Below are 14,594 nucleotides of genomic sequence, written 5' to 3' on the forward strand. Positions count from 1 at the left end.
CACAAGCCGGTTCAGAACGACGGTGATGATGTGATGATCGGATCATCATTGATGCGCGACTTGTAAATATGCGTTTCGGTTTATATCAAATTGTGTGACAAAAATCATGCGATTCATGAGGCCGATGAGAGATAACAGCATATTTTGTTATTCGTTTGGGCGATAAGCACACACAAAACAATGATAGGAGTGTGGTTAAGCAGCATAAAATCTCGATGGATTGTTATGGATTAATGTACTCAATGATCCAGGTATCGGTCGCCGCATCGTAGCAAGTATCGATAAAGGCCAAATCTCCGAGTTGAAAAACCAATCCGGACTCATTGGCGCGGGGCTGGTTGCCGCAAATGACGTTCATCATGGCATTGAGAAATGCACCGTGGGAGACCACGAGAGAAGCCCCGTCTCCCTGGCGAACCAGGTATTGTAGCTCCAGTGCTGCCCGGCAATACAATTCCGTGTAACTTTCGCCGTTCCCGGCACTGACCACATAAGGTTGAAAAGGCGTGACGACATCCGGCTTGGGATAGCGATGCCGGGATTCCGTGAAGGCTAAACCGGCGAGTATCCCGTTGTCGCGCTCCATGAGTCCGTTCCGGACGATGACGTCCAGGTTTAACTGTTTGGCAAGGATGTCGGCACAAGTTCTGGCGCGTTTCAGGGGGCTGGAAAACAGCCGATCAAATTGACGCCCTTGTGCATGCCAAGTTTCGGCGCGCTGGGTGGCTTGTTGCCGGCCCAAGGGCGTTAATGCGCTATCCAGGCGGCCTTCATGGACACCCAGCTCATCGGCCTCGGAGTGACCATGTCGGAGGAGTGTGATTCGGATCATCGTGATTCTTCCTTGTCTTTTGGCTTGATTTGCTTGCCCTTGCCCATGGACGCGTCCGGACGTGAATTGTGTGGGCTACTCCGGGTAGATGCATCCTGCCGACGGCGGCGTTTCAGGCGGATTTGTTTCTCAATTTCCGTCAGCGAAAAAACCGTGACGCCAATGGCCACGATGAGCAGGCCGTCCTGCCAGGGCACACTTTCGGTTTGAAAAACAGACTGTAACCAAGGTACATAGGTTATTGCGAATTGTCCGAGCGTGACGGCGAGAATCGCGGCCCAAATCACGCGGGTTCCGCGGATGGCTTTCCAGGTGAGTGAGGTGCCGTACATATTGCGGATAAAGAACAGGTGGAAAATCTCCAGCACCACCAGTGTATTCATCGCGATGGTGCGGGCCAGGTCTTCGGAATAGCCGCGTATCATGGCGTATTGATAGACTCCGAACACCCCGGCCAGAAACAGGCAGGCGACCAGCACAATCTGCCAGACCAACTCCCGGCTGAGCAGTGATTCATTCCGGTTGCGCGGTTGGCGTCGCATGGTGTTTGTTTCCGTTGGCTCAAAAGCGAGGGCGATCCCTAAGGTGACGGCGGTGATCATATTGACCCAAAGAATCTGGATGGGTGTGATGGGCAGGCTGATCCCGAGTAGTACCGCGACGATGATGGTCATGGCTTCACCGGCATTGGTCGGCAAGGTCCAGCTGATCACTTTTTTAATATTGTCGTAGACAGTTCTGCCTTCCCGGACGGCGGCGACAATGGTTGCGAAATGATCGTCAGTTAATACGATTTCGGCTGCTTCTTTGGCCGCCTCGCTCCCGTTTTTTCCCATCGCGATCCCCACTCCGGCTCGCTTCAGCGCAGGGGCGTCATTGACGCCGTCGCCGGTCATCGCGACCGTCATGCCGCGCGCTTGCAGGGCCATGACCAGGCGTAACTTGTGCTCCGGGCTGGTCCGGGCGAAGATCCCGGTGTCGCAGACGATGTGGTTGAGCGCGGCATCGTCCAGTTGATCCAGCTCGGCACCGGTCAAGACGGTGCGGTAGTTTGTCAATCCCAGTTGTTTCCCGATGGCCACGGCCGTGGCTGCATGATCGCCGGTGATCATTTTCACATCGATCCCCGCATGATGGCACTCGGCGATTGCCGTGATGGCTTCGGGGCGTGGTGGATCAATCAGCCCGGCGAGCCCGAGGAAGATTAATGCGTCAGCCATGTCGTGATGCTCGAGCACGGTATGTTCGGGGGGCACAGGTTTGATGGCGAAAGCCAAAACCCGTTGTCCCTGAGCGGCTATCTGATGCGCCTGTTGCAGCCAGAAATCACGATCGAGCAACTGGGCCTGGGCCGACGCGTGGGTGCCGCGTTCGAGGCTGCACAAGGCCAACAGGGTCTCCGGTGCGCCTTTGACAAAAATAAAGGCGTTGTTCTCATGGTTATGATTCAGGGTCGCCATATACTTGTGGCGGGTATCGAAGGGGATCACGTCTGTTCGGGTCCATTCCCGACGCGACCGGAAATGATCGCCTCCGATTTTTCCGGCCATGGCCAGTAATGCGACCTCCATCGGATCCCCATGACCGGTCCAGATATTTTCCTGGTGGCTGAGTTCGGCGTCATTGCACAAGGCTGCTGTTCGCGCCAGTTCAAGCAATATTGGATGTTCTGCGGCTGTGACCAATTTATCCTGAGTTCTGATTTCTCCGATGGGCTCATAGCCGATGCCGTTAATCTCAAATTGGATGTCACGGCTGATCAGTGAGACGACGTTCATTTCATTGCGGGTCAGGGTGCCGGTTTTGTCCGAGCAGATCACCGATACCGATCCCAGGGTTTCAATGGCCGGCAGGCGACGTACGATGGCGTTGTGTCTGGCCATGGTCTGAACCCCAACCGCCATGGTGATGGTTAGCACCGCGGGCAAGCCTTCGGGGATCGCGGCGACAGACAGCCCGACGACCGTCATGAAAATGGTCGTAAAGTCCTGCGTCTGGATCAGGTAACCAAAGAGAAACATCCCCGCGGCGATGGTCAGAATCGCGAGGGTCAGGCCCTTGGCAAAGATAGACATCTGGGTGAGCAACGGCGTATTCAGGGGCTGGACTTCGGACAGTAAACCGCTGATACGACCAATCTCTGTTTGTACGCCGGTGGCGACCACCACACCGATGCCTTGGCCCGTGGTCACGGTGGTACCGCTAAATCCCATGCAAGTGCAATCGCCCAGGGTGGTGTGCTCGGCAACGGCAGTCGGGTCTTTATCTACCGGCATCGACTCGCCGGTGAGCACGGCTTCCTGAACCTGAAGGCTGTAGGTGTTGAGCAAGCGTAGATCGGCCGGAATTTTGTCCCCGGCTTCAAGCAGGACAATATCCCCCGGAACGAGCACTTCGCCCATCACGGTTTGCCGCTTGCCATCGCGGATCACCGCCGCGCGCTGTGCCAGCATGTGGCGAATCGCGTCCATGGCTTTTTCTGCTTTACCTTCCTGGAGAAAGCCGATGACCGCATTGATGATCACGACAATCCCGATCACCAGCGTATCAGCGATGTGGCCCAGCATCAGGGTGATCAATGCCGCACCCAGCAGCACGTAGATGAGGATATTGTGAAAGTGAGCCAGAAAACGCAGCACCGGGTGCCGGCGGGGTGGGTGCGGCAGTTGGTTGGCACCGTATTGGCTGAGTCGTTGTCGGGCCTCGCCTTCACGGAGACCCGACAACGACGTGTTGAATGCACGTAAGGTTTGCTCAGGCGTTTTGCTATGGAAATGCTGCATGCGGTCTCCCTTTCCCTGTTTGCGCACAATACTGCTGTTTTTTCAACCGTTGGCGCACGTGATTCACCGTTCTGCTCTCTCATTGATATAGCAGCGTAGGGAGTGCCAGGGTATTGCAAGGTTGTGACAGGCTATCTGAGCCACATCACTTGAGCTTCCAGCAGTTCCAGGGTTTTTTGGAGTCCTGGATCGTTTGGAGTTCAGGGGATGAGGCGGGTCAGTCCTGCGGACCCGGGACCATGATCATCCAGGAAATGCCAAACTTGTCAGTGACCTGGCCGTACAGCGGAGACCAGAAGGTTTCAGCCAGCGGCATGTCGACCCGGCCGTTTTCTGATAACGCCTGAAAAGTCCGGTGGGCATCTTCTGCTGTCGGCACCGTGAGTGCCAGACTGAAACCGGTGAAAGTCTGGGCATCGCTGCACCCGTCAGAAGCCATGACGACCATATCCCCGATGGAAAACTCACAGTGCATGATTTTCTCTTCAAACCCCGGCTGAAGCATGCCCTCAGGTAAGGGATCGGGACTTTCGCTGAAACGCATGCGTAGCGAAACTTGGGCGCCCAGGTGCTGTTGGTAGAAAGCCAGCGCTTCGTCACAGCGTCCGCCGAAGAACAGGTAGGTATTTAAACGTGACTGCTGCATCGCGACGGACTGGCGGAGTTGCGCCTCTTGCTGTCTGATTTCACCCGTCGGATCTTCGGCAGCAAAGTCTTCTGCTTCGAACAATGGCCGGATCTCGATCTCCGAATATTCCGCCATCGGATTGGGACATTTTTTCACCCAGTCGATGGCTTCTTCGAGGGAGCGGACCTGCCAAATCCAGTAACCGGCGACCTGTTCTGAAGGGGGGCCGAATGGTCCGTGGTTGATACGACGTTCAGCGCCACTGAAGTGGATCCTAACCCCCTCCCGGCTGGGTTTGAGCCCTTCGCCGCTGAGCATCAAACCGGCGTTGACCAGGTCGCTGTTGAAATTGCCCATGGCAGTGAGCAGTGCCTGGTCGGGCATTTGTCCGGCTTCGGAGCCCGGTGTAGCTTTCACGATCACCATCACTTTCATACATTGCCTCCATTCCTGAGGGGGTTATCGTTCATGATGTGAGTTACACCATAGTTGAACTCCGGCGGCGGCGTGGGAAAATAATTAAAATTTGTTCGTCGCCGTAACGCAGAAAATGCTGATTGGGTTATAGTGAGCAAGCATATGCTGCGGAGTGCGTAACAAGGAGGCGCAAATGAGCAACATGTCCGAACAAAAAGCCGATCAAACATTGCGTGACAGTGCCGGCCAGGTTACCGAGCGTGATATCGAAACCGTGCTGACCAAAGAGCAGGAGATTAAACAGAAAGTCCGCGGCAGCGGGACGCTTCAGGTGTATTTTGATGCCGTGCTCAGCATGTATGCGTTGATCAAAGCCTACTGGCAGGGGGAATATCGGGAAATTCCCTGGTTTACCATTGCCGCGATTGTGGCGGCGCTCTTGTATGTGTTCAACCCGATGGATTTCTTCCCGGATATGCTGCCGGTGGTGGGGTTGATCGATGATGCGATGGTGATTGCCACTTGTGTGAAATTGGTGAAACAGGATTTGGCCAAGTTTGAGCGTTGGCAGCACAGCCCCGAATCACCCGCGGGTAGCCGTGATCCCGAGGCCTGAATTTTGGGGGACTGAAGCGCGCTTAAGCCCCCGGTTCAAGTGACCGATTCAGACGGTGCCTGGCGTAGCGAGATGGATGTAGGGCGTCGTCGTGGCAATTAATTGAAAGCCGTGCTTTTCGACAATCGGCCGGCTCATATCCGAGGCATCAATGGTGAGATATTGCTTGCCGCGCCGTTTGGCATCATTGATCCGCTGATGCAGCAGGGCAGAATAGTAGCCCCGGCCTCGGAAAGCTTCTAGGGTACTCCCACCCCAGATACCGGCAAACGGGCTCTCGTCGCGATAGATAATCCATGCCGAAGAAACGGGCTGACTTTGCTCATAGACCACATAGATGGCGATATCGTCCGGCGTTTGCTGCTTGGTTTGGATTAAGTGCGCCATCTGATGGCTGAAATCACCGCCCCAGACTTGCTCCTGAACCCGGATTGCGTCACGAATACCATCAATATCACTGACCTCGACCACACAGTCCGGTACCGGCATCTGGGCTTCTACGGTTTCCAACGGCAGCACCATGAAGGATTCAGAAGCCTCTCGGGTAAAGCCATGGGTAAGCAACGCTGCACCAAGGTCCGCGGGCTGGTCTGTGCTGTAGGTTTTCCACTCAAAAGATTGACCTAATCTGGCAAAGGCTGCGATCTCGTCGGCGATCCGCTCATTGGTTTCATCGGCAGAAAAACAGTAAAAACTGATAAAGCTGCCGGGGCCGTGTTGTGAAATAAATTTCACTAATTGTGGAGTTTCGACTTTGGTAAAGCCGGAGAACTGTGCGTCCTTGCGTTCATGCTGGTTGTAAGCATGCATCACTTCCGATGGTTTCAAATGGCGCTCCAATAAATTGATGTATGGTGCAAATTGTGGCGTATCGCAAGATTATTCACCAAATATGGCGTCGTTGGCAATTTTGCTGGGTCGCATTATTTATAAGATATTGATTTCAGTGCTATAGTTTCAGCTTGATTTGCGCACTGGTCGGTCGTGTGAGCGCGTGCCGGTGCCCTGTAAGTTTGATGTAGAAAGGAATAGGCGATGAAGTGCCCGAAATGTAAATCTGACTTTGAGCAACTGCATACCCCATTGGGCGACGTGGAGCGTTGCACCGACTGTAAGGGCTTATGGGTCGATATTTATGAATTGGAAGATGTAAAGCCGATTGCTGAAAGCCTGGATACCGGAGATGTCGAGGTCGGGAAAGAGTTTAACAAGATCGGTCACATTGATTGCCCGGTGTGTCCGAACAACCAATTGTTGCGGATGGTTGATCCAAAGCAGCCGCACATCTGGTTCGAAAGCTGCCCGACGTGTTATGGCCGTTTTTATGATGCCGGTGAGTTGATCGACCTGTCCGAGTATACCATCAGTGACTTTTTGAAAAAGTTCACGGTGGAAGAGCGCCATTAATCGAGGCATCGTGCCGCGCTTTATCTGAAGGAATGAAAAGACCGGGTCAATCGACCCGGTCTTTGCTCAATGGAATTGAATATGAATGTGAGAATCGCGACCGCAGATGATATTGAGGCGATTTGCCGCCTGGGCTATCAGATTAACCAACTGCATCATCAACATGTGCCGCATGTGTTCAGCAATCCGGCCCAAAGTGACAGCGGCAGTGCGTTTTGGCTTGAGTTGATGGCGGCAGACAATACGATTTTTTATGTCTCTGAAGTTGAGTCTCGGGTGAGCGGGTTTATCGTTGCGCGCCTCACGCAAAATACCGAGTTGAGTTTTCTGAATACAAACCGAATTTGTCGGGTGAATACCATTGTCGTGGACGAGGAGTGTCAGGGCCGTGGGATCGGTGATGCGTTGATGACGGCGGTAGAGCGGTGGGCTGTGGCAAATCAGGCGGATGAAATGCGGCTGGAGGTGATGGAATTTAACCACCAGGCCCAGCAGTTTTATGACCGCCAAGGGTTTGGGACCCAGTCACGGATCATGAGCAAGTTGCTGAAATATTAAGGAGAGCGGATGTTTGTCGTTTCATTGCACTATGTTTGCGAGCTGCAGGAAGTTGAACAGCACCTCGAAGCCCATGTGGCGTTTTTAGACCGGGAATATGCCAAAGGAACATTTCTGGCATCAGGGCGGAAAAATCCGAGAACCGGTGGCGTGATCCTGGCGCGGGCAGAGAGTCAGGTTCAGTTGGAGTCCATTCTGGCGCAAGACCCGTTTTATCAGCATGGTTTGGCCGAGTATGAGATTACTGAGTTTGTGCCGACCAGAACATCAGCTGAGTTGCGCTGCTTACTCGAAGCCTGACTGAGCGCCGTTTGGCTCGTTGGGCTGTTCCAATGTAAGGCAAAGTGACTTTGACAGGAGGACACGATGGATTTTCGACAACTATCCGAACAGGCGTTATGGGATATCGCCAACCCGCTGATGGATAACCTGATGCAAGGCTCGACCGATATCGATCATGCCCGGCATACCCGTGATTTTACCGAGCGGATGCGCCAAATCGTGATGCCGGAATACCTGGAGCAGATCTGTAAGCAATATCAGGCTGAAAAAGGCTTTTTCACGGCGCGAACCCCGGTGCGTGTGTTCAAGCGACCGGACTCTGCGGCCTTCGTCTGGCAGCAGGGCTTCAGTAAGGTTGAAGGCGAATATGTCGCGGAAATGGTTCTGGTCTATCAGGACGGGCGTTACCTGGTTGATCATGCGATGGTGTTTTGAACCACAATTTTAATTGGCAATGTAAAACTAGAAACTTCATGAAGTTAGATATTTATCAGGTCGATTCATTTACGACATCAGCCTTTGAAGGTAATCCGGCCGGGGTGTGTCTTACATCGTCGGCGTTAGAGCCGTCTCAGATGCGGGCGATTGCCGCCGAAATGGCAGTCTCGGAAACTGCGTTTCTCAACCTGAGCAATGACCAGTTGCGCTGGTTCACCCCGGAAGTCGAAGTCGCCCTGTGTGGGCATGGTACCCTGGCTGTCGCCCACGTGCTGAAAGAAACCGGCCGGGCCCGCGTGGGGGAGACCGTCACCTTTCGTACGTTATCAGGTGCGCTTGCGGTGAAGATCGCCGATACCGAGATCGAGATGGATTTTCCGGCGGCCAGCATTGCCCTGGATGTAGCGGTACAGCAGCCGCTCATCACACATTTGGGTCTGAATGACGATCAGCTGGTGGCTTACGGTGAATTCGACGGCAAAGTGCTGATTGAAGTCACCGATGCGTCGGTTGTCCGCTCGCTTACGCCCAACTTTGACGGTCTGAAACAACTGCCCGGACGCAGTGTGTTGGTGACCGCGCTTTCCGATGAACCGGGTGCTGACTGCATTTCCCGCTATTTTGCGCCCTGGGTTGGTGTGAATGAAGATCCGGTGACCGGCTCGGCGCACTGTGCGCTGGCGCCTTATTGGGCCGCCAAGCTTAACAAAACGGTGCTCAGAGGCTATCAGGCGTCGGCCCGGGGTGGATATGTGAAGATGGCGCTGCAATCGGATAACCGGGTCTTGCTTGCCGGGCAGGCGGTCACGGTGATTCAAGGGACGCTGTTGTTGCCTTCATGACAGGGGCTGGGAACTTAGGAAAACGCCGCGACATGGTGGCGGTAAAAGAACAAGGAGTAATGTGTGGAAATTAGGTTGGCACAACAGAAAGATTTGCCGGGTTTCTTTGAATATCTGGCGCAGCAGTTGAAAGAGAACGGGAGCGACAATACAGCGTTGTTTCATCCGCTATCCCGCGATCAGCTCGAACTCTCTGACGCGATGAAAAGCCGTTTTCGTGATGGCATGGATAAAGTTGTCGGCGAGAACGGCTGGCGTCAGATCTGGCTGGCCGTGGAAGGCGAGCAGATTTTGGGCCACATCGATCTGCGCCATCATGATGAGCCAAACACCCAGCACCGGGCGCTGTTGGGGATGGGCGTGAGTCGTCTGTGCCGGGGACAAGGGCTGGGCAAGCAACTGATCCGGTATGTCGTCGATTGGGCGGCGACCCACAGTGCGTTTGAACATCTTGATCTCTGGGTGCTGTCCACCAATGCCCCGGCTTGTCGTTTGTATGAGCGAGAAGGGTTTACCCAATGTGCTTCGATCTCGGACATGTATCGGATCGACGGACGCTCGGTCTCGTATTTGATGATGACACGGTCTCTACATCAGCCGGATTAAGCGCTCATCTTCATTCCGAAGGCCGATTGTCTGCGGAAGAGTCGTTCAGACTAAGAGTTGTTCAGACGGAGGCCTTGTCAGCTAACATCCAGGGAAGGATATGACATGTCGATTCGAAAATTATTCACAGTACTCCCGATTCTGTGGATGATCAGCCACGAGGTGGCTGCTGATTCTGACAACCCGCACGCGAGCCAGGAAGTAATGACTGTTCAATCTGAAACAGTAAAAATAGAGCAATTTGCTGAGATATACGCGTTGATGAAACGCGCTGAGTTTGATACGGCTGAGCAGGCGCTCGCGCTGCGTTATCAGCAGGACAAGCAAGTTCTGCCGCTGTGGGTGTCGTTGCTGACTGAACTGGAGCGCTTCGACATGCTGCGGGAACTGGTTGCGCAGGGGATCCTGCAGGCCAGCGACGATAGCGCCGTGCTGGCTCAGCTCTACCTTGATCATCCGGCCCCCGCGCTGGAATATCATGCGCCGTCCGGTGACATTCCACTGGAAAGCCATTTTCTGGTCACGTTGCCCCGCGTGGAAGTACAGATCAACGGTAAGACGTTTTACTTTGTGCTGGATACCGGCGCTTCGACCAATGTGATCACCCAGCGGGTTGCAGACAAACTGGGCATTGTCGCCGATCCGCAACACCAGGTTTCGATAGATACCGCCACCGACAATGAAGTGTTTGCCCAACTGACGATTTTGCCGTCTTTCCGGCTGGGGCCGACGGCGCTGCATCATCAGCCAGCGGTGATTGTGGAGAATGAATCGCTTGAGCAGCGGTTGCTGGGCATGAGCTGGTACCAGCTCGACGGGATCATTGGCTGGCCGGTACTGAAAAAGATGAACTTAACGTTTAACTTTGCCGATAAGCGGCTTCTGATTGAACGGCCGGTCAAAAAATCAGGCCCACAACCTAATTTGGTCTGGTTGTTTGATGATCCCATGGTGCTGACTCAGTCCTCGGAAAAAGGCAATTTGCTGTGGTTCTTAGATACCGGAGCGATGCGCAGCCAGGTGACGGAGCGTTATCTGACTCGTCATGCGATCGATGATCTGGACTGGAAGTCCAAGCAGTTCTCCGGACTGGGCGGCAAAGGTAAAGAAGAGAAAACCGCCAATCTGGAGGCGGTTGAATTTACTTTCCCATCCGCCACGGTGATGGTGGAAGACATTGAGGTCCGGGTCGAACATGAAGACTGTAAGCACAGCCTGTGCGACGGTCGGATTGGGATCGATACGGCGAAAAAACGCATCATGAATATCGATTTCTACAACGGCCGTTTTGATGTCCGGGAGATTGAATAGGAAACCCCGCGTCTGATGTTGCCAATCTGCATCTGACGTGAACCATGCGACACTGTTCGGTGTCATCGGGAGAAAAATAAGTAAGATGTATATTGGAGCCGTCGCCAAACAAACCGGGCTCTCGGTGAAAGCCATTCGCCTGTACGAGCAAAAAGGGTTAATTCAACCACCGGCGAGACACGGCCGCTATCGCGTGTATCGTGCTCAGGAGGTGGAAGCGCTGAAACTGATTGTGGAAGCCAAATCATTGGGCGTGACCCTGTCCCGCCTGAAGGATGTGATTGTTTACCAAAATGGCGAGCTGGACTGGCAGCGAATCGGCTTGTTCCTGGCTGAGGTCAAGCAATCGCTTGAGCTGGAAAAGCAGGCTCTGGAAGCGAAAATTGCTCAGGCCGAGCTATGTCTTCAGTCGCTCAATGCTTGTCCGAAAATGCTTGACTCTGCCCTTTAGGGCAGACCGTAGAATCATTGTCTCAACACCGACAGGAGAAAGAGACAATGAAAATAATGGTACTCAACGGCAACCCGAAAACAGACAGCCTAAGCCGTCACTTGGCCGATATTTATGAGGTGGAAGCCAGAGAAGTCGCCGAAGTTCGGCGTTTTAACCTGAGTCAGATGGCGTTCAACCCGAGCCTGGACATCGGATATGACTCGGATCAGCCACTGGAACCTTGCCTGGTTGAGTTTCAGAACGCGTTAACCTGGGCCGATCATCTGGTGATCGTCGCGCCGATCTGGTGGGGCGGCGTGCCCGCGAAACTGAAGGGATTGGTTGACCGGACGTTTCTGCCGGGCTTTGCTTTTCGTTATGCGTCGGGCTCTCCGGATCCGGTCCCGTTGCTGGCCGGTAAAACTGCGCGCCTGATCCTGACCATGGACGCCCCGGATACTTTCCTTGCTGAGCAAGCGGCGCCCGTATTGGCGCAGTTGGATCGCTATACGTTGCAGTTTAGCGGGATTGCCCCGGCTGAGGTCGATCTGTTTGGCTCAGTGATTATGGCGGATGAGGCGCAGCTTCAGCAGTGGGGAGAGACGGTCCGGGCGCATGGGGCCGCTTGTCGTTAACCTCTGACTCGTTTGGGGACGAATTGTCCCAGCTCGCAAAAGGCGCTTAGTCATGAGCGCCTTTTTGATTGTGCATACTGTCAGGAACCCAATCTTCTGAATAACGAGGGAATGGGAATTAACATCAATTTTTGCTTTGTTAACAACTGATTAGCACTACTGATGCGTCTTTTGATAGGATGTTGAAACAGTATCAGACAAGGAGCAGCCACATGACATGGACGAACATTCGTTATCCCCGGCCGTTGGCGCCGGGTGCCACCATTGCGGTCACAGCTTTTTCAGCGGGGGTGCCTGAGGCGTGCCACCCGCGGCTGGAGATTGTACTCGCTCATCTCAGAGCGCAGGGGTTTCGGGTGATTGAGGGTCGGTGCCTGCGCGAGAATATCATGCATGTCAGCGCCCCGAAGGAAATCCGCTCCCGGGAACTGATGCAATTTCTTTGTGACGACAGCATTGATGCCGTAATGCCACCCTGGGGCGGGGATTTTGCAATGGATATTTTGCCGTTGCTGGATTTTGAACGCTTGGCCGCTGCCAGGCCCAAATGGCTGATTGGCTTTTCTGATATCAGCACCTTGCAAATGGCTCTGACGACCCGGCTGGGTTGGGCCACAAGCCATACGGTGAATCTGATGCAGCTGCATCCCGAGGAGCCGGAACCGCTGACGCGTGGTGTGTTGGACTGCCTGAATCACGCAGCCGGTGAAAGTTTTGTCCAGCAGTCTTCGGCAGCGTACCAAATGGTAGGGGAGTCGTTTGCCGACAATCCGAACGCCGTGCTGTCCCTGACGGAACCGACTCGCTGGCAGGTGTTGGGAGAGACGGATACGGCCAAAGTTCAGGGGCGCCTGATCGGCGGGTGTCTGGATACCTTGTGTCATCTGGCTTCTACGCCATATTTAGACCTGGCCGCGTTTCATCGTGCATCCGATGAGAAGGGCGTGTTGCTCTATTTTGAAAATGCCGAAATGCCGCCGACTGTGTACTTACGCACATTGCTGGGGATGAAATATCAGGGCATTTTCAAAGGGCTGAACGGGATCATCATTGGTCGGAATGCTGTGCCGAAGGCACAAGGGAAGGACATCGACAGCGATGAAACGCTGTTGCAGGCATTGGCTGATTTACCCGTGCCGGTCATTTACGATGCGGATATCGGCCACTTGCCTCCGAATCTCACTTTAGTGAACGGTGCCTATGCGCAGCTGCGGGTCGAAGGCGGTCAGGCGACACTGAAGCTGACGCTTTGCTAAACCCCGGTGAGAGGTTCCCGGCTGATTCGCTGGCTGGTCAAGCAAATCATGAAACACTCCCCCCTGATAAGCACGTTTACATCTCGTTAACCACTATTGCGATTTTGTGTGACAAGCAAGCATTGAGTTTGATATGGTTCGGACGTCAACTCAGGTGTATCACCTGAGAAACGGATGGTAAGAGATTGATGATGAACCAGAAAAAAGTCGCAGTGATCACCGGTGCCAGCCGGGGGATCGGTGCAGAAACGGCCCTGCTGTTTGCCCGAATGGGCTACGCGGTTTGTGTGAACTACCGGACGGATCATGAGGCGGCCGAGCGGGTTGCCGACGAGATCCGTGCGATGGGCGGTCGGTGCATCACGGTCCAGGCTGATGTCTCGCAGGCCGATGACGTCGAAGCGCTGTTTGCCCGGGTCGATCAGGAACTGGGCACCTTAACGGTGCTGGTGAATAACGCCGCGATCTTGCAGCCCCAGTGTCGTCTGGATGAAATGACGGCCGAGCGGATCAATCATATTCTGACGGTCAATGTGACCAGCTGTTTCCTGTGCTGCAAAGCGGCGGTGCTGCGGATGTCAACACGTCACGGAGGTCAGGGCGGTACGATCGTGAACGTCTCTTCTGGCGCTGCGCGAAGCGGATCACCAAATGAATATATCGACTACGCTGCCTCGAAAGGGGCGATGGATACCCTGACCAAGGGACTGTCGCTGGAAGTGGCTGCGGAAGGGATCCGGGTCAATGGGGTACGTCCCGGGCTGATTTATACCGACATGCATGCTGCTGGCGGCGAGCCGGGCCGGGTGGATCGACTGAAATCGAAGATCCCGATGCAGCGGGGCGGCGAAGCTCATGAAATTGCCGAAGCGATCTACTGGCTGGCCTCTGAAAAATCTTCATTTTCGACCGGATCCTTTATTGATCTCGCTGGTGGGTTGTAACCCGAAACGATCCCATTGATCACAAGGAGTCACGATGACACCAGACGTTCAGGCCCTGGGGCTGGAAGGGCTGCCTTTACAGCAGGCGCTGGTCGCATCAGCAATCGACGCATTTTATCCGGATGAAGATGTCCTGGCGGCGGTTTTGGTTGGCTCTCTGGCGAAAGGACGCGGTGATCGGGTTTCCGATGCCGATATTATTGTCCTGACGACCCGGGATCGTCATCGCCGGGCGGATGATTTATTCCAAAAGTTTGAAGCCGATAAGGCGATCTTCTATACCCTGACAGGGGAGCACAACGGGACGGTGAGCTTTCGCAAATACCTGTTTGAGGATCTGACCAGTGCAGAAATTCATTGCCTCGATCTCGCTGAGCCGTTCTTGTTCTGTCAACCCTACCGGGTCTTGTTTGATAAAGCGGATCTGATCCGCCAGCGCTTAACCGATGATCCGGTACCCAAGCATGCAGATTTTCCGGCTTATACCTGCGGCGACGACGGCCTGATCTGGGAGCTGTTTGACTGTATCAAGTGGCTCAGTCGGGGCAATACGGATTTGGCGAAAGGTTATCTGAAAAAACTGGCGCACAAGCTGGATGAATAAGC

The 14,594-nt window shown here is 54.2% G+C and carries 17 protein-coding genes; 13 read left to right on the forward strand and 4 right to left on the reverse strand.

The window, feature by feature from the left end; genetic code table 11:
• Window positions 1-223 precede the first annotated feature (223 nt).
• From VV869_RS18805 to VV869_RS18815, 3 genes are all read right to left on the reverse strand, one after another.
• A complete protein-coding gene (locus tag VV869_RS18805; RefSeq protein WP_337736454.1) occupies window positions 224-832 on the reverse strand; it encodes a histidine phosphatase family protein in 609 nt (202 codons plus the stop codon).
• Window positions 829-3,615, reverse strand: a complete 2,787-nt coding sequence (locus VV869_RS18810; protein WP_337736455.1) for a cation-translocating P-type ATPase — start codon at window positions 3,613-3,615, stop codon at window positions 829-831. The genes VV869_RS18805 and VV869_RS18810 overlap by 4 nt, the downstream gene beginning before the upstream one ends.
• Window positions 3,616-3,832: 217 nt before the next feature.
• On the reverse strand, window positions 3,833-4,678 hold the full coding sequence (locus VV869_RS18815; RefSeq protein WP_337736456.1) for a VOC family protein: 846 nt from the start codon (window positions 4,676-4,678) through the stop codon (window positions 3,833-3,835).
• 175 nt (window positions 4,679-4,853) lie between these two features.
• Between VV869_RS18815 and VV869_RS18820 the strand changes: the two genes are divergently transcribed.
• Window positions 4,854-5,276 (forward strand): YkvA family protein, encoded by a 423-nt coding sequence (locus VV869_RS18820; RefSeq protein WP_337736457.1) that lies wholly within the window; start codon window positions 4,854-4,856, stop codon window positions 5,274-5,276.
• Between the two features lie 48 nt (window positions 5,277-5,324).
• Here VV869_RS18820 and VV869_RS18825 read toward each other — a convergent pair whose 3' ends face one another.
• Window positions 5,325-6,104, reverse strand: coding sequence for a GNAT family N-acetyltransferase (locus VV869_RS18825; RefSeq protein WP_337736458.1), 780 nt, complete (start codon window positions 6,102-6,104; stop codon window positions 5,325-5,327).
• A gap of 207 nt (window positions 6,105-6,311) precedes the next feature.
• Here VV869_RS18825 and VV869_RS18830 point away from each other — a divergent pair, with 207 nt between their 5' ends.
• From VV869_RS18830 to VV869_RS18885, 12 genes are all read left to right on the forward strand, one after another.
• Window positions 6,312-6,683, forward strand: a complete 372-nt coding sequence (locus VV869_RS18830; protein ID WP_337736459.1) for a TFIIB-type zinc ribbon-containing protein — start codon at window positions 6,312-6,314, stop codon at window positions 6,681-6,683.
• A gap of 81 nt (window positions 6,684-6,764) precedes the next feature.
• On the forward strand, window positions 6,765-7,241 hold the full coding sequence (locus tag VV869_RS18835) for a GNAT family N-acetyltransferase (protein WP_337736460.1): 477 nt from the start codon (window positions 6,765-6,767) through the stop codon (window positions 7,239-7,241).
• A gap of 9 nt (window positions 7,242-7,250) precedes the next feature.
• Entirely contained in the window at window positions 7,251-7,541 is a 291-nt protein-coding gene (locus VV869_RS18840; RefSeq protein ID WP_337736461.1) for a YciI family protein, read from the forward strand.
• A gap of 66 nt (window positions 7,542-7,607) precedes the next feature.
• Entirely contained in the window at window positions 7,608-7,958 is a 351-nt protein-coding gene (locus tag VV869_RS18845; RefSeq protein WP_337736462.1) for a hypothetical protein, read from the forward strand.
• A gap of 38 nt (window positions 7,959-7,996) precedes the next feature.
• Window positions 7,997-8,803 carry a PhzF family phenazine biosynthesis protein gene (locus VV869_RS18850; protein WP_337736463.1) on the forward strand — a complete coding sequence of 269 codons (807 nt, stop codon included), beginning with the start codon at window positions 7,997-7,999 and terminating at the stop codon, window positions 8,801-8,803.
• 63 nt (window positions 8,804-8,866) lie between these two features.
• Window positions 8,867-9,409 carry a GNAT family N-acetyltransferase gene (locus tag VV869_RS18855; protein WP_337736464.1) on the forward strand — a complete coding sequence of 181 codons (543 nt, stop codon included), beginning with the start codon at window positions 8,867-8,869 and terminating at the stop codon, window positions 9,407-9,409.
• 105 nt (window positions 9,410-9,514) lie between these two features.
• A complete protein-coding gene (locus VV869_RS18860; protein WP_337736465.1) occupies window positions 9,515-10,720 on the forward strand; it encodes a retropepsin-like aspartic protease family protein in 1,206 nt (401 codons plus the stop codon).
• 85 nt (window positions 10,721-10,805) lie between these two features.
• Window positions 10,806-11,171, forward strand: coding sequence for a MerR family transcriptional regulator (locus VV869_RS18865; RefSeq protein WP_337736467.1), 366 nt, complete (start codon window positions 10,806-10,808; stop codon window positions 11,169-11,171).
• A 47-nt stretch (window positions 11,172-11,218) separates the two neighbouring features.
• Window positions 11,219-11,788 (forward strand): NAD(P)H-dependent oxidoreductase, encoded by a 570-nt coding sequence (locus VV869_RS18870; RefSeq protein ID WP_337736468.1) that lies wholly within the window; start codon window positions 11,219-11,221, stop codon window positions 11,786-11,788.
• Window positions 11,789-12,000: 212 nt separating this feature from the next.
• The gene (locus tag VV869_RS18875; RefSeq protein ID WP_337736469.1) at window positions 12,001-13,044 is read left to right on the forward strand and encodes a S66 family peptidase; all 1,044 of its coding nucleotides are present in this window, start codon (window positions 12,001-12,003) and stop codon (window positions 13,042-13,044) included.
• Between the two features lie 191 nt (window positions 13,045-13,235).
• A complete protein-coding gene (locus tag VV869_RS18880) occupies window positions 13,236-13,988 on the forward strand; it encodes an SDR family oxidoreductase (RefSeq protein ID WP_261602859.1) in 753 nt (250 codons plus the stop codon).
• Window positions 13,989-14,022: 34 nt separating this feature from the next.
• On the forward strand, window positions 14,023-14,592 hold the full coding sequence (locus VV869_RS18885) for a nucleotidyltransferase domain-containing protein (RefSeq protein WP_337736470.1): 570 nt from the start codon (window positions 14,023-14,025) through the stop codon (window positions 14,590-14,592).
• Window positions 14,593-14,594: the final 2 nt, after the last annotated feature.

The organism is Photobacterium sp. MCCC 1A19761, assembly GCF_037389125.1.
GTDB lineage: Bacteria > Pseudomonadota > Gammaproteobacteria > Enterobacterales > Vibrionaceae > Photobacterium.

Bases quoted from the DNA above. Each gene is read 5' to 3' on its own strand.
- VV869_RS18805 (WP_337736454.1), bottom strand. From the start codon at position 832: ATGATCCGAATCACACTCCTCCGACATGGTCACTCCGAGGCCGATGAG.
- VV869_RS18810 (WP_337736455.1), bottom strand. From the start codon at position 3,615: ATGCAGCATTTCCATAGCAAAACGCCTGAGCAAACCTTACGTGCATTC.
- VV869_RS18815 (WP_337736456.1), bottom strand. From the start codon at position 4,678: ATGAAAGTGATGGTGATCGTGAAAGCTACACCGGGCTCCGAAGCCGGA.
- VV869_RS18820 (WP_337736457.1), top strand. From the start codon at position 4,854: ATGAGCAACATGTCCGAACAAAAAGCCGATCAAACATTGCGTGACAGT.
- VV869_RS18830 (WP_337736459.1), top strand. From the start codon at position 6,312: ATGAAGTGCCCGAAATGTAAATCTGACTTTGAGCAACTGCATACCCCA.
- VV869_RS18835 (WP_337736460.1), top strand. From the start codon at position 6,765: ATGAATGTGAGAATCGCGACCGCAGATGATATTGAGGCGATTTGCCGC.
- VV869_RS18840 (WP_337736461.1), top strand. From the start codon at position 7,251: ATGTTTGTCGTTTCATTGCACTATGTTTGCGAGCTGCAGGAAGTTGAA.
- VV869_RS18845 (WP_337736462.1), top strand. From the start codon at position 7,608: ATGGATTTTCGACAACTATCCGAACAGGCGTTATGGGATATCGCCAAC.
- VV869_RS18850 (WP_337736463.1), top strand. From the start codon at position 7,997: ATGAAGTTAGATATTTATCAGGTCGATTCATTTACGACATCAGCCTTT.
- VV869_RS18860 (WP_337736465.1), top strand. From the start codon at position 9,515: ATGTCGATTCGAAAATTATTCACAGTACTCCCGATTCTGTGGATGATC.
- VV869_RS18865 (WP_337736467.1), top strand. From the start codon at position 10,806: ATGTATATTGGAGCCGTCGCCAAACAAACCGGGCTCTCGGTGAAAGCC.
- VV869_RS18870 (WP_337736468.1), top strand. From the start codon at position 11,219: ATGAAAATAATGGTACTCAACGGCAACCCGAAAACAGACAGCCTAAGC.
- VV869_RS18875 (WP_337736469.1), top strand. From the start codon at position 12,001: ATGACATGGACGAACATTCGTTATCCCCGGCCGTTGGCGCCGGGTGCC.
- VV869_RS18880 (WP_261602859.1), top strand. From the start codon at position 13,236: ATGAACCAGAAAAAAGTCGCAGTGATCACCGGTGCCAGCCGGGGGATC.
- VV869_RS18885 (WP_337736470.1), top strand. From the start codon at position 14,023: ATGACACCAGACGTTCAGGCCCTGGGGCTGGAAGGGCTGCCTTTACAG.